Annotated in this window: 9 protein-coding genes; 4 read left to right on the forward strand and 5 right to left on the reverse strand. The window is 50.7% G+C overall.

What is annotated here, in order from left to right:
- Window positions 1-149: 149 nt before the first annotated feature.
- From CX650_RS19405 to CX650_RS19420, 4 genes are read right to left on the reverse strand one after another with little or no spacing between them, the layout of a single operon-like run.
- A complete protein-coding gene (locus tag CX650_RS19405) occupies window positions 150-470 on the reverse strand; it encodes a YdbL family probable chaperone protein (RefSeq protein WP_039033385.1) in 321 nt (106 codons plus the stop codon).
- 30 nt (window positions 471-500) lie between these two features.
- Window positions 501-674 carry a YnbE family lipoprotein gene (locus tag CX650_RS19410; protein ID WP_224866993.1) on the reverse strand — a complete coding sequence of 58 codons (174 nt, stop codon included), beginning with the start codon at window positions 672-674 and terminating at the stop codon, window positions 501-503.
- A gap of 38 nt (window positions 675-712) precedes the next feature.
- The gene (locus CX650_RS19415) at window positions 713-4357 is read right to left on the reverse strand and encodes an intermembrane phospholipid transport YdbH family protein (RefSeq protein ID WP_101096773.1); all 3645 of its coding nucleotides are present in this window, start codon (window positions 4355-4357) and stop codon (window positions 713-715) included.
- Between the two features lie 23 nt (window positions 4358-4380).
- Window positions 4381-5229 carry a D-hexose-6-phosphate mutarotase gene (locus CX650_RS19420; protein WP_071475856.1) on the reverse strand — a complete coding sequence of 283 codons (849 nt, stop codon included), beginning with the start codon at window positions 5227-5229 and terminating at the stop codon, window positions 4381-4383.
- A gap of 205 nt (window positions 5230-5434) precedes the next feature.
- Between CX650_RS19420 and CX650_RS19425 the strand changes: the two genes are divergently transcribed.
- The 4 genes from CX650_RS19425 to CX650_RS19440 all read left to right on the forward strand — a co-directional run bounded on the left by CX650_RS19425 (window position 5435) and on the right by CX650_RS19440 (window position 14885).
- Window positions 5435-7234, forward strand: a complete 1800-nt coding sequence (locus CX650_RS19425; RefSeq protein WP_101096774.1) for an acyl-CoA dehydrogenase C-terminal domain-containing protein — start codon at window positions 5435-5437, stop codon at window positions 7232-7234.
- Between the two features lie 100 nt (window positions 7235-7334).
- On the forward strand, window positions 7335-7760 hold the full coding sequence (locus CX650_RS19430) for an HIT family protein (RefSeq protein WP_177192583.1): 426 nt from the start codon (window positions 7335-7337) through the stop codon (window positions 7758-7760).
- 779 nt (window positions 7761-8539) lie between these two features.
- Window positions 8540-11092, forward strand: a complete 2553-nt coding sequence (locus tag CX650_RS19435) for a TonB-dependent receptor plug domain-containing protein (protein ID WP_039033381.1) — start codon at window positions 8540-8542, stop codon at window positions 11090-11092.
- Window positions 11093-12332: 1240 nt separating this feature from the next.
- Window positions 12333-14885: a TonB-dependent receptor plug domain-containing protein gene (locus tag CX650_RS19440; RefSeq protein ID WP_101096775.1), complete on the forward strand. Its 2553-nt coding sequence runs from the start codon at window positions 12333-12335 to the stop codon at window positions 14883-14885.
- Between the two features lie 168 nt (window positions 14886-15053).
- Here CX650_RS19440 and CX650_RS19445 read toward each other — a convergent pair whose 3' ends face one another.
- On the reverse strand, window positions 15054-17147 hold the full coding sequence (locus CX650_RS19445; protein ID WP_101096776.1) for a putative Ig domain-containing protein: 2094 nt from the start codon (window positions 17145-17147) through the stop codon (window positions 15054-15056).
- Window positions 17148-17593 lie beyond the last annotated feature (446 nt).

Here is a 17593-nt window from a genome sequence, read left to right on the forward strand (position 1 = left end):
TCACTGCCAGACGTGTGTGAAGCTTACAGTTTGTTGAGAGAGAATTACCAAGGTTCAATTGAACGAAACTGGAAGCTAATCCAGTAAAAGAAAATGCCGTTCAAACTGATTGAACGGCATTATACATCCGGTTGATGCTATCGGGTTTGTTATTTACGAACCCACTTGCCGGAAGCATCCTGCACTATATGGCCTTTGTCGGCGGCAGCAATCGCCTTGGCGCCGGCGAGTTTGGCAACATCATCCACGGAAATCCCGTTTTGACGGGCGATTTTTTCATAGTGTGCCCGGCGTTTGGCATTGACATCCTTAACCAGTGCCGTCACCTCGGCGCTGGATTTGACCACACCCAAATAGCCGTTTTGCTGTTCACCTACCAACCCTTGGCTCTTGGCGTCCTGCAAACCTATGGCAAAGACGCAGAAACTCATCAACAGGGCGGCAGTCAGGGTCATCAACTTGGTTTTCATCTGTGTTTTCCTTTCGCGAATTCTGGCACCTTAGAAGAGTTCATCATTGGTCAGCAGCTGATCCAACTCTTTATCGACCTTAATGCGAATTTCATGTTCGATTTTCACATTCAGGTTGATAACGATTGGCTTATCCGGTGGCTCAATCTTGACCGTTGGGGTACAAGCCGACGCCAGCAGCAAGGCTGCAGCCAGCGGCAGCAGAAATTTAGTCTGTTTCACATTCATGTCCTTTTGTGTCCTCACTGCATGGAAGCTTCAATTTGGGTTTGAAGCTTGTCACCTATGGTCAGACTCCTGAGGAGCTGCAGCATGTTCTCCTCATGAGAGTAGTTCAAGTGGATAGGGCGTTCAATCCCCTCGGCCTGACCTTTTACTTCAACCTTGAGCCAGGCCTCACCATCCGGTGCCATATCGTAAGTGCTGGCCAGGGTAGAATATTGCAAGTGTTCGAGGGTGGAAAAGGCAAAGTCCAGATAGGGTTGGCCGGCGCGCATTTGGGCGACAGCCGGATTATTGCCGACCTTGATAAGTCCGCCGGGGGCACGGGCCGCCAGGCGGCCGCCTTTGACTGAGACCTGGCCGTCGGTAATAAATACCGGCAAGACACCATCGAAAATACCGTCGGCGTAGATGCCTTCCTGAGGCTGGATGGCCAACAGTTCTTCCAGGCTCAGGCCCTGCAACACCAAATAAGCATTGGATGGCGCGTTGAGCCGCAAGCGGAAGCTGGGCAGCAGCATTTGTCCCTTGAGTAACTCGCCTTGGCCGCGCACCTGAATATCGGCATCCCGAAACCCGGGCAACAGCTTGGCTTGAGTGCTTTGGTTGCTGTCGAGTTCAGGGGTCAGGCTGAGCTGGCCTTCTAAACCCAGGTTGGTCAACAGCACTCCGGGGTTGAAGGCCTGTACCGAAGCCTTGAGCTGCTGACAGTTGAGTTCGGCCTCTGCCGGCGCCTTGGCTTCCTTGGCCAGTGTCAAGCGGCACAATGCCGACAAGTTGGCGCCTTCAAATGGTAACTGACTGATACTGCCGGAGAGATCCGACAGCAGCGGGTTGAAATCCAGTTGCAATTGCAGCGCTCGCCCAAGCCCTTCGAGCTTGAGGTCGGCAATCATATGGGTCTCGCCCCTGAGTACCAACTCAGGAGGCAAGGGCAGGTTCTTGGCCGCCAGCGCCTTGATATCAGCGAGATCCGTATCCAGGGTCCAGCGACTGTTCAAGCGATAGCCAAGCGGATCTTTGGCCCGCTTGGGCCAGATGGGCATAAAGTCGTGGCGGCTGTGAAGCGGGATATTATCCAGTTGCCAGTTTTCTTCACTGATAAGACGGTTATCCTGCCAGTCAATGGTTTGGCTGAAGCTGCCATAGCCCAGATTGAGCAGGGTTTCGGTGCGAGGTCCGAGCTTGGTATGCCGGGTTTGGCTTAAGTTGAGCCCATCGAAGGCCAGATTCAGACGACTGGCAAAACGCTCATCCAAGAGTTGGCTCAAGAGTGGCAAGTGCCGTTTTTGATTTAGGTTGGCGTCCAGGGTTCGACTGAGTCCGGGGCTCAGGAGTGAGGTTTGGGCAATCGACAGTGCCAGCGGCCCGCTTTTAGCCTGCAATTCACCCAGCTGGCTGCTGACTGCGGGCAAAGACAGCTTAAGTTTGCCCTGGTTGAAGCTGCCACTGAGCGGGGCCAGCAGTGATAACTTAAAGCCGGAGAGTTGGATACTTTTATCCTCTATACCGGCTTGAATGGCGCCTGTGCTGAAGCCGGGATTGGCCGCGAGGCTGAAGTCCAGTTGTTGCCCTTCGCTTGTCGGCTCCAGTGCCAGCTTACCGCTAAGCGCCATTGATGCGCCCTGATTGAGTTGCAATTCAGCTACAGCCGACTGCCAACGAAAACCGCTCGGCAGGGAGGCTTCAAGGCGCCAGTCTGTGCTTGCTTGTTCCAGTGGCAGCTGCTCAAGGCTGAGTCGCAGCCCCTGAATGGCCTGTTGCAGCGCCAGTTCGAGTCGCTGCTCGGCCGACAAGGGCTTTGAGTTTGGTGAACTTGAGCCTGATGAGCCAGAGCTTGAGAAGTCAGAGCTTGATAAACCAGAGCTTGATAAGCCAAAGCCCGGCGAATTTAACCCTTGAGGCTTGGCGCTTTGCGGCAAAGAAACAGAAGTGTCTTGCTGTGCTCTTGCGGCCTTTGGCAGTTGCAATTGCAGGTTTTCAAAGGACAGCTGCAAACTCGGCCGCTTGCCATTACTGAGCGCTGCCGGGCTCAATTCCGCAATTCTTGGCCGATTAATTGGCGCACCGAATGACGCTTGCTGCTTCTCTGTCATCAGGGCGGGCAGTAGCGGCCGCACTGTCAGATTCGGCAGCGACACTCGCATGGATGTCTCATTGCCCGTTGCCGCATTGCCCTTTGTATTGTTGTCCTTGGCGGGTTTGAATTCGGCGTCGAGGCCTTGTTCAAGCGCCAGCTCAATTGCGGCGATAAGGGGGGAAACTTGGTTTTTTTCAGCTGGCTCTTGCGCCAGGACTTGCTGCAGCTGCGCCAATTGCGATTCGAGTTCTGCGGCCTTGGTTGCTGATGCTTGCGCCGATGGGGAGTTTGCTGCGAGCAAGGCAAGCAGCGCTTGGCGCTGAGCCGGAGTGGTTGAAAGCGTGAGTCTCAGCGGCGCCAGCTCAAAAAGCTGCTCGCTGGTGGAGCCCGAAAAGCGAAAGCGCAACCCTGCGCCATCACTATCCTCAACCTCAGCCTCAACCCTGGCATTTGCACTGGCCTTGGCACTGAAGCTGGCTGCAGCGCCGGAACTTGGGCACAGAGGGCTATCGGCCAATGAATTGTGTGCCTTAGCTTCCAGGGGCAGCGGTGTTATCTCAAGCGCCACTTGCTCGAGTCCCGGCATGGCAATAGTCGGCGCCAACCAGCAATGGCGCGAGTCTATGTTGCCTTGGGTCAAATCCAGAGTCAGTTGTGAGAAGAGATCTCCGCCAAGGCTCGGCATTAGCTCGGCATTCACTATTTCATCAAGTTTAAAGGCGCTGACAAGGGGCGCTGCGGCCGGATCCTGCTCAACACTTGCCAGCGCCTGCTGCAGCGCTTTGAGATGCAGTTGACTGGTCAGTCGCCAGGCAGGGGCACCGTTGGCGAGTTTGGCTTTCAAGTCGGCGGTTAATGCCAGCAGCGGCGTCTCTTGTCTTGTTTGAGTTCCTGAGTGAGTCTCTTGTAGCCCTCCATGTAACCGGGTGGCCAGCTCAGTAACCAGTTGCCCGGAAGGGCTTAACTGCAACTTTTGCAGCAGCAGAGTAAAGCTTTGGGTATTACCTGCCTTATCCAAGGTCAGCGACGTATTGGGCGTATCGGCTACGCCGGCCACGCGTTGCAGGCTTATTCGGGTCGGCCCCAGGGCTATTTCGGGCACAGAGTTCAAGTCCAGTGCCAGACTCTGACCGCCATCATCACCGCCGGGCAAGAGTAGTTCAGGCGTCAAACTAAAACCGGCGTCTCGATAGCTGACCTTTTGAAGTTGCGCCATCAACCAGTCGATGGAGCCAGGGGGCGGCGTCGATGCTTCGCCTGTCAGTAATTGCCAAATCCGTTTGGCACTGACAGGCGATTTGAGCTGGAGCCTGAGTTGATGAAACTCAAGCTCGCTGCCCTGGTAATCAAGCTTAAGGTAATCGAAGCTCAGTCTGTCCCAGCCTTCAGGCGCCAGGCGCAACTCGTCGATACGAATATCTTGCGCAGCCAGATATTGATTAATATGCGGCAGCAGCCACTGCGGCCTTTCATACAGGGACCAAGCCAGCCCCACAAGCAGGGCACCCGGAAGCAGCACCAGCAGAAGCAACAGGCCAACAGCCCAGACAGTCAGGCGTTTCTTGCTTGGGAGTCGATACCTCATTGGTGTTTCCCGGCCTTGGCCGCTCACTCCTGCCAGCGAATTTCTGTGGTCAGAGTGTGACTCTGTTTGGGGCCGAGCACCAGTTTATCTTCCAGCACATTGGCGGCTTCCAGGCAGACCATAGACAGGTAATCCTGCTCTTGGAAACGGGCCAGCCGCTTGGACTTGTCTATCCAGGGATTCCAAAGTACTGCCGAGTGGCTCTGCTCACGGCTGACAAGAATAGTGCCGTTGGGGGTATGCAGCTTTTGCAGCTCAGACAAGCCGGTGTAAACCCGGTCGGTTTCGCGCTCAAAGCGCACTTCGTCTTCGACTTGTGCATAGGGACCTTCACCAAACTCGATATACTGGCTGCCGGCAAAGCCGGTAGCGCGCAGTTGGTGGATATCGCCGATGGGGAAATAACTGTGCAATGCCTGGGTCAGCGTTACGTTTTGCTCGCTCAGGTTGCGGTTAATCAGGCTGACCCTGAGGCTGTCGCTGAGGACAAAGTCCAGCCGCACCTCGGTATCGTGGGGCCAGTAACGTCTGTCCTCGTCGCTAAGCTTAAGGACAAAGCTCAGCTCTACCCGTTCATTACTGATATGAGTTCGCTCAAGTTGCCACAACCGGGTGCGGGCAAAGCCATGCTGGGGCCAGCCCTCATTGGCATGCATGCCAAACCAGGGCCAGCAGACGGGAATACCGCCGCGAATACCACTGCCCGGTAGATAGTCATCGGCAGGAGAAACCCACAGCAGCGGCGCCTTGCCTTTGGGCACAAAGCTGTCTATCTGGGCACCCTGTAAAAAAATACGGCCGTAGCAGAGTGGGGTATCGATTTCGATATAGTCCAGACCATTAGGGTGTTTGCGGGTGTTGACGCTGGCCATGCAGGATTCCTTTAGCGGGCGAACAGGATAATGCCCCTAGCTTACAAAGTTTTACAGCCCGAGATAAGAGGCTGTTCAAGCGAATTTACGCAGAGCGCTGTTCTTGTATTAAAAAAAAGTGATATAAAACTGGTCAGAGGTGCTGAGTTTTTACTCAGAATTGGCTAAGGTGAGACATCAATCACAGGGAAAAGGAAATAAGCATATGGCAAGTTATCAGCCGCCGATGCGGGATTACCGCTTTATTCTTGAACAGTTACTGGATATTTATCAGCAGCCAAAGCTGCAGGGGTTCGATGAAATTGACCCTGAGTTGGTCAATGCCATTCTCGAAGGCATGGCCGATTTCAGCACTGGGGTGATGCTGCCGCTTAATAGTGTCGGCGATCTGCAGGGTTGTCGTCTGGAAGCCGATGGGGTGAAAACCGCCGAGGGCTTTATCGATGCCTACCGCCAGTATGTGGACAACGGCTGGCCGACGCTGACCTGTGATCCCGAGTTCGGTGGTCAGGGCTTGCCGGAAGTTGTGGGTATTTTTGCCACCGAAATGCAGACCTCCTCCAACATGGCCTTTGCCATGTATCCCGGGCTGACCCACGGTGCTTACAGTGCCATTTTTGCCCATGGCTCCGAGGCGCTCAAGGCCAAATATCTGCCCAAACTGGTGAGCGGCGAGTGGACCGGCACCATGAATCTGACCGAATCCCATGCCGGTACCGATCTGGCGCTGCTGCGTACTAAGGCCGAGCCCGGCACTGACGGTTGCTATCTTGTCAGCGGTGAGAAAATCTTTATCTCCAGTGGCGATCACGATCTGGCCGAAAACATAGTGCACCTGGTATTGGCCAGGTTGCCCGATGCACCGGCCGGGGTGAAGGGGATCAGTTTGTTCGCCGTGCCCAAGTATTGGGTCAAGGAAGATGGCAGCCTGGGCGAGGCTAACAATGTCAAGGCCAGCGGCCTCGAGCATAAGATGGGTATTCACGGCAATTCCACTTGTGTGATGCTGTTCGACGGCGCCAAAGGCGAGTTGGTGGGCGAACCTCATCAAGGCCTCAGAGCCATGTTCACCATGATGAACCAGGCGCGCATGGGTGTTGGGGTTCAGGGGCTGGGCGTCTCTGAAATCGCTTACCAGAACGCGCTGGCCTACGCCAGAGAGCGGGTTCAGGGAAGGGCACTGTCCGGCACCAAGGCGCCGGAGCAAAATGCCGATCCTATTCTGGTGCACGGCGATGTGCGGCGGATGCTGCTGTCGCAAAAAGTCTTCAATGAGGGCGCCCGCGCTCTTATCGGCCAGCAGGCGCTGTGGCTCGATGAAGCTGAGCGCCATCAGGATGCCGAACAAAAGGCCAGAGCCAAGGCGTTGGCGGCGTTGTTTACCCCTGTGGTCAAAGGCTTTATCACAGATAGAGGCTTCAGCGCCTGTGTCGATGCCCAACAGGTGTTTGGCGGCCATGGCTATATCCATGAGTGGGGGATGGAGCAGTTTGTCCGTGATGCCCGTATCGCGATGATTTATGAAGGCACCAATGGCGTGCAGGCGCTGGATCTGGTGGGGCGCAAGCTGATGGGGGATAAGGGGGCGGCGCTGAAACTCTGGGCCGCAGAGGTGGAGGCCTTTATCGAAGGCGCCAAACCCAAGGCCGCTCAAGAGCCCCGGTTTGCCAAGGTGCTCGAAGGTTTGGGTCAGGCGGCAACGGATCTGCAGCGCGCTACCCAGAGCCTGATGGAGTTGGCGATGAAAAATCCCGACAACCTGGGCGCGGCCTCCATGCCTTATATGCAGCTGTTTGGCACAGCTGCGCTGGCGTGGATCTGGGCACGGATGGCCGAGCTGGCGCTCGACGGGCTGGCAGATGATGCCGACGGTTTCTATGCCGGCAAACTGGCCTCGGCGGCTTTCTTTATGGACTACTATGTCAGCAGCGCCAGTGGCTATCGGCGTCAAATTGCCGCGGCCAGTGAATCCATCATGGCCTTCGACGACAGTTACTTCGGCTAATTGCGGTAGCTTCAATACCAAAGGGTCGGTGCAACCGGCCCTTTTTTGTGGTACACCAATAGCTTCCAAGCCAATCGATTCGTCAGTATGGAGTGACAAGATGGATCTGAATTACGACAACAACAATATTTTCGCCCGCATTCTTCGCGGCGAGTTGCCCTGTATCAAACTCTATGAAGACGAGCATACTCTGTCTTTCATGGATATCATGCCGCAAACCAAGGGCCACTTATTGGTGTTGCCCAAGGAGTCGGCCGTGACCCTGTATCAGTTGTCCGATGAAGGGGCGGCGGCCTGCATGCGTACCGTCAAACTGATGGGCAAGGCGGTGGAAAAGGCCATGGGGATCCCGGGCTCCACTGTGTTCCAACACAACGGCAGCGCCGCCGGTCAGAGTGTGCCCCATGTACATTTCCATGTGTTGCCCGGCCCGCTCAAAGGCCTGATGGAGCACGCGGCCCATAAGGGGGATATGGATGAGCTGCACACCATAGCCGACAGAATTCGCGCTTGTATTGGATCTTGAGAGTTATTTTCTATGGGGCTGTTGACCCAATCAAAACTTGAAGAAAAGGAGAATAAAGAGTTCCAATAGTTCTTCTTGTTATTTGTTAGGTCGATATTCTCAGTGTTTATCTAAATAAAGCCTTGGCTCAAGTCAAGGCTTTAATTTGCGTTCTTTGCCTTGTCTAGCGTTATCATCTTCAATCCTCGCATTAATTTAACAAATCATCCTGATTGTTAGCTTGATGGTGATTTTTTCTTGAAATGCATCCGTTTCTGGCAGCAGAAAAAACTATCTCCTTAGTTAATCATTTACTTTATTTTAATACATATTGATAACAAATGTGTTGTTTGTATCGTTGTAGTGGCGCTTTAATTTGACTGAGTAGGCGAGTTTTATGCGTTGTTAGCCTTTGCCTGCAATTTAGAGGGAAGGAGATTGCCTAAAGAAATTTTTGGTGTCTCATTGTGATGTATCAGCATTGAAACAAATTGTTTTGTGATCTATATCACGTTTTAATGCTTCAGCCATGTTAATTAATGTGTTTTAAATTAACGAAAAATCAAAGTCTATTTTTAGGTTTTTCATCATAATTAGCTGCATATTTATTCGTTCATAAGTTTGCGGGCTACTATCTCTATAAAGCAAAACATTAACGAAACATAAATAAAACATTTTGGTTTTTGCCAGATGAAAATCCTGTTATTGACGCTATTGAAACGAGGCGACAGTATCTTGGCAACGCTGCATTAATAAGTGCGGTGAAAATAAAAACAAACCAAGAAGTAAGGGAGTTTAAAATGACAAGAACCAATAAGCTGACCAGCTCAGTAAGATTGGCATTATTTGCTGCAGTATCAACGTCAGCTGCATCTGTCTCTCAGGTAGCTTTTGCTGCCGAAGAGGGAGCCAAGGTAGAACGTATTGAAGTCACCGGCTCACGTATCCAGCGTCAAGATATGGAAACCGCTTCACCAGTGACAGTGATCAGTGCCGACGCCATTCGAGCGGAAGGTTTCACTTCAGTGGATCAATTGCTGCAGGCACAAACCTCCATGGCCGGCGCTGCAGTGGGGTCCAGTACCAATAATGGAGCCGATGGTGTGGCTCAGGTCGATCTGCGGGGCATGGGCGCTGAGCGCACTCTGGTTCTGCTCAATGGTCGCCGTATGGTCAATTCCGGCTCTGGTGCCGATAGCGCAGTGGATTTGAACTCTATCCCTGTGGCTATGATAGCTCGGGTAGAAATTCTTAAAGATGGCGCTTCTGCAGTATACGGCTCCGACGCCATCGCCGGTGTGGTTAACATTATCACCAAGAAAGACTTTGAAGGTTTTCAGTTGGATTTCAACGGCAGCGGAACCGATAAAGGCGACGGTGAGAGCGGTGAGCTGAGTTTGTTGTATGGCTTCAACACAGACAATGGTGGTAACTACACTTTTGGTGCGTCTTATTCTGACCGCCGTGGCGTAATTCAGGGGGATCGTGATTGGACCGAGCCAGGGGCCAGTTCCTTTATTCCTACCGGCTCTCTGAACGGAATGGTCAAAGACGCCAACGGTAACTGGGTCGAGCGCAGCACAGGTTATGATTATACTCAGGACAGTTGGTTCCAAACGCCTAGTGAGCGCTATAGCTTATTTGCCAACATGATCCAGGAGCTGGGTAATGAGTTGGTGCTGACAGGTGACATACTGTATACCAAGCGTAAGTCCGATCAGCAAATGGCGGCTCAACCAGCCGATATCATGCTGGGTGTCTGTGGCGAGGAAGGTATTGATGCTTCTCGCTGTCTCACGCTGGATCAATCCATGCTGGATGCCGGTATCAAGGCCGATAAGACCGGCCGTGTTAACTACCGTCGCCGTACCAATGACGTAGGACCTCGTATCTATAATCAAGACGTCGATACGCTGCGCGCCTCGATTGCCCTGCAGGGCACGCTGGATGTTCATACCGGCATGACTTGGGATCTGTCTTACACCTATGGTAAGAACAAGGCCGATACCTGGGTTGAAAACTCCATCAATGCCAAAAAGATGGAAAACTCAGTTTACAACAATCAAGGCGCCTGGCTCAGCGGTGCGCCATTGACCCAGGAGATCATCAACGATATCGGTTTCACCGAGCGTAACGATGGTGGTAACGAACAACATCTGGTTGCCGGGGTATTGAGTGGTGAGCTGTTTGATCTCGATGCTGGCCCGGTCAGCTTCGCTATCGGTGCCGAATACCGTTACGACAGCGGTTACTTTAATCCGGATCCTGTGATTGTCGCCGGTGAGGGTACCGCGGCCCAGCAAGACCCAACTGATGGTAACTACGACGTTATCTCTATCTATCAGGAGGTTAGCGTACCTTTTAGCGAAAAACTGACAGGTGAATTTGCGCTACGTTTCGATGATTACTCTACTTTCGGTAAGGCATCGACCTGGAAGATAGGCCTGACCTATGAAGCGACTGATGACTTAATGTTACGCGCCGTGGCAGCCACCGGATTCCGAGCGCCAAACGTCAGTGAACTCTATGGTGGTAACACGGGATCGTACGACTATTTGACCGATCCATGGGGTAACGAGCAAGATCCACAGATTTTGGTGAACTATACCTCGGACGAAAACTTGGAACCTGAAGAGTCTGAGTCTTACACTGCCGGTCTGGTTTACTCACCGCACTTTATTGACGGTATGTCTTTGACTCTGGACTACTGGCGTTTCAGGGTAACCAATGCCATTACCCGTCTGGATGCTCAGAAAGGGCTGAAAGATTGTTACGCCGGCAATCAGCTTGCCTGTGATACCTTCAAGATTACTTCTGACGGCGATCTATCTGACTTTACTAATCCGCTGACCAACGTAGGTAGCCAGAATACCAGTGGTATCGATTTCAACCTGGCTTACAGCTTCGAAGGCCTGGGACTGGACTGGAAGATTAACAACGACCTGACCTACCTTTTGGAGTTTGAGCAGGATGGCGTTTCCTATGATGGTACCATTGACGGTAACTTTGGCGCCTATGCAGAAGTTCGCAATAACTTCAGTATTCAAGCCAGTCGTGGCGACTGGAGCCTGATGTACTACAACCGTTATATCGGTAAGATGGATGATATTTATACTGACTATGATCAGAATGATAATCCATTTACAGCGGTTGCCAAGGCTGATGCCGTTATGTATCACAACATTGTCGGCACCTATCACTTCACTGATGGTTTGACAGCCTCGCTGGGTGTTAAGAACTTAACTGATGAAGAGCCGTCATTTGTATCCAACGGCAGTGATGCCGGAACTGTCCCTGAGGTTTATGACACCATAGGTCGTCAAATCTACGGTGGTGTGACTTACAAGTTCTAAGTCATCTCATAAAATGCCAAAGCGCCTTCGGGCGCTTTTTGGGTTTAATCTACAGTAGTGGCAAATACCGCTTTGACATTAAAAAAGTTGTTGCCATCTCGATAATCATAGTCTCGTTCACAGCAATCGTTTGATTTTGGTATTCATCCCTTGCCATAGTTATTGCGTCACCTATGGGGCGCTGAATGCATATTTCAAGCAGGTAAATTTTGAGTGGTTGGCAAGCTGTAATGAGTGCTTGGATGCTATTTCCCTTGGGCTAACTTACTCAAGTTTTCAGCGAATCATATGCAGAGTTACAGTCCGGTCTTGTCTGTTATGCTTCTTGCAAACGCGCAGGGCTATTTATTGTGAACCACGTCTTGCATCCACCTGTAAGCCCGCGAAGAGCACCAATGGGCCTTTTCGTATCTTCTTCACTGATGTTTGGGTTCAATCCAACTTTTTCATCAGATAAGAGAGGGCTTATTAATCGCCCCCTCTCCACATTATGAGCAAGCTCCTACGGCCTTGATTGAGCCGCTTAAGGGCGGTTTGTGCTCTTTTAATGGCGTTGCTGGCTCTAATTCTAGCTCGCAAATGAAATGATATAGCTCTTGGCTCCCTTCATTTTTGGACAATACCCCCGTTCCTTAAAATCAAAGATCTTATTTATATGCATAGCAGCCTGAGTGGCTTTATTACAGACACATTTACTTTGGTATACAGGCTTGAAGTGCTCTCTCTAAAAGAACAACCTCCGCAGCATAAAAAACTATTGAATAAAAACATATACAAGATGGTGTTAAACATATTTGTAACATAACCATGCTGCATACCGTTTGTAATATGACCTGGTTAACAGAGATGTCCATGCAGATATACCTAACAGAGCTGGTGGTCAAACACATCAATGAAGGGTTTTTTCTTTGTGATATTGACCTCGTATTCGGTATAAATGTGCTTTAGATCGCACTTTTGATTAATATCATTGTTGCGCAGTTTGGGCTCTTTTAACAAAAAGTTAAAGTTATTTTTTGACAAATTCAGCTATTTAAGTTTGCGGTTATATACTAATTCCAGGATAACTGAAGTTCATCAAAAAAATAAACAATATAATTTCAATTTGTTAACAACGCGGCCTTTGTCAGATTAAAACTCTGTTATTGACGATTTTACGACCAGGCGACAGTATCTTTGCTCGCCGCACCTAAAGAGGTCGGCGAACATAAAAACAATTCAGGAAGTAAGGGAGTTTATTATGACAAGAACCAATAAGCTGGCCAGTGCGGTTAAATTGGCGCTGTTTGCTGCTGTGTCAACGGCAACAGTATCTGTCTCTCAGGAAGCTTATGCTGCAGAGGAGGGCGACAAGGTTGAGCGTATCGAAGTCACAGGCTCACGTATTCAGCGCCAAGATATGGAAACCGCTTCTCCTGTAACAGTGATTAATGCCGATACTATTCGGGCAGAAGGTTTTACTTCGGTCGATCAATTATTGCAGGCACAAACCTCCATGGCTGGTGCGGCTATTGGCTCAACCACCAATAATGGTGCCGATGGTGTAGCTCAGGTCGATTTGCGAGGTATGGGCGCTAAGCGCACCTTGGTACTGCTTAATGGCCGCCGTATGGTCAATTCCGGCTCCGGTGCCGATAGCGCAGTGGATTTGAACTCTATCCCTGTGGCTATGATTGCCCGGGTGGAAATTCTTAAAGACGGGGCTTCTGCGGTATACGGCTCTGACGCCATTGCCGGTGTGGTTAACATCATCACTAAAAAGGATTTTGAAGGTTTACAGTTGGATTTCAACGGCAGCGGAACCGACAAGGGGGACGGTGAAACCGGGGAGTTGAGCCTGTTGTATGGTTTCAACACAGATAATGGCGGCAACTACACTTTTGGCGCGGCGTACTCTGACCGTCGTGGCGTCATCCAGGCTGACCGTGATTGGACAAAGCCTGGTGCCAGTTCTTTCATCCCAACCGGTTCTCTGGCCGGTATGGTCAAAGACGCCAACGGTAACTGGGTTAAGCGCAGTACTGGTTATGATTTCACCAAAGACAGTTGGTTTCAAACGCCAAGCAAGCGCTATAGCCTGTTTGGCAACATGATCCAGGAGCTGGGCAATGAACTGGTATTGTCAGGTGACATACTGTACACCAAGCGTAAGTCCGATCAGCAAATGGCGCCGCAGCCTGCTGATATCATGTTAGGAGTTTGTGGTCAGGCAAGAGTGAATCCTAACCGTTGTATTACCTTGGATCAGTCTATGTTGGCTGCAGGTATAAAGGCGGACAAGACCGGGCGAGTCAATTATCGCCGTCGTACCAATGATGTTGGGCCACGTATTTATAATCAGGATGTCGATATTCTGCGTGCTTCTCTTGCTCTGCAAGGCACGTTGGATGTCAATACAGGTATGACTTGGGATTTGTCTTATACCTATGGCAAGAACAAGGCCGATACCTGGGTTGAAAACTCTATCAATGCTGAAAAGATGACAAACTCGGTTTACAACAATCAAGGCGCCTGGCTCAGCGGTGCACCATTGACCCAGGAGATCATCAATGACATAGGCTTTACCGAACGTAACTATGGTGGTAATGAACAACATGTGGTCGCCGGGGTATTGAATGGTGAGTTGTTTGACCTGGCTGCCGGTCCTGTCAGTTTTGCTATCGGAACCGAATATCGCTATGACAGCGGATACTTTACTCCGGATCCTGTGATTGTCGCCGGTAAAGGAACTGCTGCTCAGCAAGATCCAACCGACGGTAACTATAATGTTATCTCAATCTATCAGGAGATTAGTGTACCTTTCAGCGACAAGCTGACCGGTGAATTTGCCCTGCGTTTCGATGATTACTCTACTTTCGGTAAGGCGTCCACCTGGAAGCTAGGGCTGACCTATGAAGCGACCGATGAACTTATGCTGCGCGCCGTGGCTGCTACCGGTTTTCGGGCACCAAATGTCAGCGAACTCTATGGCGGTAACACAGGATCTTACGACTATTTGGAAGATCCATGGAAGAATGCCCAGGATCCACAAATTTTGGTCAACTATACCTCAGATCTGAATTTGAAGCCTGAGGAGTCAGAGTCTTATTCTGCTGGTTTGGTTTATTCACCAGGTTTTATTGACGGTATGTCTCTGACCTTGGATTACTGGCGTTTTCGGGTAACCAATGCCATTACTCGCTTGGATGCTCAGAAAGGGTTGAAAGATTGTCATGCCGGTAAACAGGCTGCTTGCGACACTTTCAAAATCACTCCATCCGGTGACTTATCCAAGTTCACCAACCCGTTGACCAACGTGGGAAGCCAGAATACCAGTGGTATCGACTTCAACCTGGCTTACAGTTTTGAAGGCTTGGGGCTGGACTGGAAGATCAATAATGACCTGACTTATCTGCTGAAATTTGAGCAGAATGGTGTGGCCTATGACGGTACTATTGACGGTAACTTTGGCGCCTATGCAAAGGTTCGCAATAACCTCAGCATCCAGGCAACTCGTGGTGACTGGAGCCTGATGTATTACAACCGTTATATAGATAAGATGGACGATATCCATACCAAGTACGATAAGAATAAAAAACCTTACACTGCAGTTGCCAAAGCGGATGCTGTTTTGTATCACAACATTGTCGGTACCTATCATTTCACCGATGCCTTGACAGCTTCTCTGGGGGTGAAAAACCTGACAGATGAAGAGCCTTCATTTGTATCCAATGGCAGTGATGGCGGAACTGTTCCTGAGGTTTATGACACCATAGGTCGTCAAATCTACGGTGGTGTAACTTATAAGTTCTAAGTCATCTCATAAAATGAAAAAGCGCCCGAGGGCGGGCGCTTTTGGCGTTTATTGTACGCCGTGGAAAACATAGTTTCGAACCACTAAAGATCAGCATCTTGCCAACCGGCTAGGTTGAATTCGCCGTATCAGTGTTTTATTCAGTCAATCCACTGACTTTGAGTTGCCTTAATCGTTATTGCCTGTCCCTGTCCATTGGATGTTGGCTTTAATCTCTTCCACCAAACCGGCATCCTCTTCGGTAACATGACCTATAACACTGTAAATTTTGCCGACAACAGGCTGCTCGATATCGAATTGCGCCTGGCAGTATTCGATACCATTTTCTTCAGCGGGGAACAGATAGGCTGGAATGCGATATTCCATACCTTCGTAGCTGAGGTTGAGATCGTAAAACTCCCTCACCTCATCACAGCTGAAGTCGGTGTTGGGTACATCGAAGTAGAGCCCCACCTTGGCGCCGCCATTATCCGCCGCTGTCATCTGCATGGTCAGGTGACCGAGCTGATAGGTCGCTTCTGTGGCCGCTGGCAGCTCTGCTGTAAACATGCGACCTTGGGCATTATCATCAGATTCGATATCCAGACGTTTTTCAACATCATCGGCTTTGCTGAACAGGGTATAGCGACCGTCCCACATTTGGGCGACCTTGGCCCCTTTACCCACACCTGCAATGGCGTCGTTCAGCTTGATGGTTTCCTGATGTTCAACACCTTCATCATCGCCGTACTCCAGCACCATTTGGCCTAGTTCATTGATGGTATAAGTGGAGACTTCCACGGTTGCAATGGCGGAGCATTCGCTGAGGTTGTTTTGAGTGCGGACATTACGCAGCACAGAGCCGTTTTTGAACTCCAGAGTATCACACCACACTTGCATCACACCGTCGTCGTGTTCGTCTGCAGAACCCCATTCTGTGATGAACCAGGTGTTGCCTTCCAGCGGATGTTTGGGCTCTGGTTCGACACCGTTACCGGCAACCTTGACTTTAAGATCGGCTCTCACAGCTGCATGTTTGCCGTCATTGACTGTCACAGTGACAACAAAGTCGCCGGCAACCAGAGGCTTGCCGGACAAACGCAATGAGTCACCTTGCTCAATTTTCAGGTCGATACCTTGCATATCCGTCATGGCGCTGAAGGTCAGTTGATCTTTATCCTGATCGCCAAATAGCTCATCCAGGTCAATCACCTGATCGATTTGATTGCCTACTGTCAGCGCCATGCGTGCCAGTTCAGCTTCCAGTTTGGCTTTTTCAGCCGGGTTGATGACAGGAGCATGGTTGATACTGCTGACTTCAATCTCAATTTCCAGCGGGTATGAGCGGGTGCCCTTGCTGTCGGTGGCGTAAGCGTGCAGCTCAATTTCACCGGCTACCTTAGGTGTGCCGCTGAGTACGCCTGTTTTGGCATCGAATGCCAGGCCCAGGGTTTCCAGTGCTATGTTGCCATCTTCCTCCATCAGGCTCAGAGTGAAGCTGTCGTTGTCCTGGTCGGCAAAAGCGGCTGACAAATCTACGGCAGACATTGGCTGACCCAGTTCCACTTCAATTTGGGTCTGCTTGTCCAGCTCAGTCTGGCTCAAGGCAATATGAGGCCTGTGATTGGACTCTACACCGCCTTCTGGGGTGATCACCGGCTCGTAGTCGTCGAGTTTGTCACCGGCTTCCACCTTGGCAGCCACATCTTCAACCAAGAGTTGCAGATGCGCTTCAGCCAGGCCCTGATGGCTAACCAGCGTCTCGCCGATAATGTTCAGCGCTTGAGCGACCTTGTTGGCACTGCTCTTGGCCAGATAGTCACCAAACAGCAGCTCTGGTTCGGCTTTAAGTTCAGCAAATTGAGCCGACACAGCTTTTTCGGCATTTGCCTTGGATACACCTTGGTTGGCATCCATATGCTTGACAACCAAGTCGGTCAGCGGGCTGATCACCTGGCTGTTGGCATCTTTGTTTGCCGGGGCCTTGAGCTCAAAGGTTTTTTTCACCAAGCCGCGGCTTTCATCCATGGTCTTGTCGGCAATGGCCTTAACACACAGTGTTTGTCCCTGATATTGGCCATCGATCCGGGCAATACCGCCTTTGCCGGTTGTCGCCACTTTGGTTTGGCAGTTTTCGCCGGCATAAACGTCGGCATTCACCAGATAACCATCAATGGCTGTGACCGAAAATGATTTGGTTGTGGGGTTGTCATTGTTGTCGCTGCCGCCGCAACCGGCCAGTGCCAGTGCTATTGACGCTGCAAGCAAAGTCGTCTTCTTCATTCTTTATCCCAAAATAATTTGAGCGCCTTGATGACGCCCATCCACCTTTTTAGATACAAAAGTTCCATTTAAAGGGATGCAGATGATAACTTTGATAAACAAAAGATAAATTGATTGGGTTCACATAAAATTCCTGATTAAAAACAGTGTGATAGGTTTAATTTTGAGCTGTGGTTTAATTTTGGACACATATTGGCGTCATAATCGCCAAAAGTGCCGCTATCTGAGTTTTTACTTGTCAGAAGCAAGGAATTGTGCCGCCTGAATGGATTGATAAATGCTTATAAATAAGAGGGTTATTGATGGCTTGTTAATTGCCTCTCGGGTAGCAGAAATGAAAGTTCTGGATTGAATTAGCGCGTATTTAGCCCACGCCAAGGCGCTGAGGTTAAGCCGCCGGTTTGTTAAAAGTGAACCTTGGTTCAGTGTAAAAAAACAGCTCCGCA

The organism is Shewanella indica (genome assembly GCF_002836975.1).
In the GTDB taxonomy this organism is placed as follows: Bacteria; Pseudomonadota; Gammaproteobacteria; order Enterobacterales; family Shewanellaceae; genus Shewanella; species Shewanella indica.

What these genes read in the sequence shown, in the direction of transcription:
- CX650_RS19405 (WP_039033385.1), bottom strand. Translation starts at nt 470, where the DNA reads ATGAAAACCAAGTTGATGACCCTGACTGCCGCCCTGTTGATGAGTTTC.
- CX650_RS19415 (WP_101096773.1), bottom strand. Translation starts at nt 4,357, where the DNA reads ATGAGGTATCGACTCCCAAGCAAGAAACGCCTGACTGTCTGGGCTGTT.
- CX650_RS19420 (WP_071475856.1), bottom strand. Translation starts at nt 5,229, where the DNA reads ATGGCCAGCGTCAACACCCGCAAACACCCTAATGGTCTGGACTATATC.
- CX650_RS19425 (WP_101096774.1), top strand. Translation starts at nt 5,435, where the DNA reads ATGGCAAGTTATCAGCCGCCGATGCGGGATTACCGCTTTATTCTTGAA.
- CX650_RS19430 (WP_177192583.1), top strand. Translation starts at nt 7,335, where the DNA reads ATGGATCTGAATTACGACAACAACAATATTTTCGCCCGCATTCTTCGC.
- CX650_RS19435 (WP_039033381.1), top strand. Translation starts at nt 8,540, where the DNA reads ATGACAAGAACCAATAAGCTGACCAGCTCAGTAAGATTGGCATTATTT.
- CX650_RS19440 (WP_101096775.1), top strand. Translation starts at nt 12,333, where the DNA reads ATGACAAGAACCAATAAGCTGGCCAGTGCGGTTAAATTGGCGCTGTTT.
- CX650_RS19445 (WP_101096776.1), bottom strand. Translation starts at nt 17,147, where the DNA reads ATGAAGAAGACGACTTTGCTTGCAGCGTCAATAGCACTGGCACTGGCC.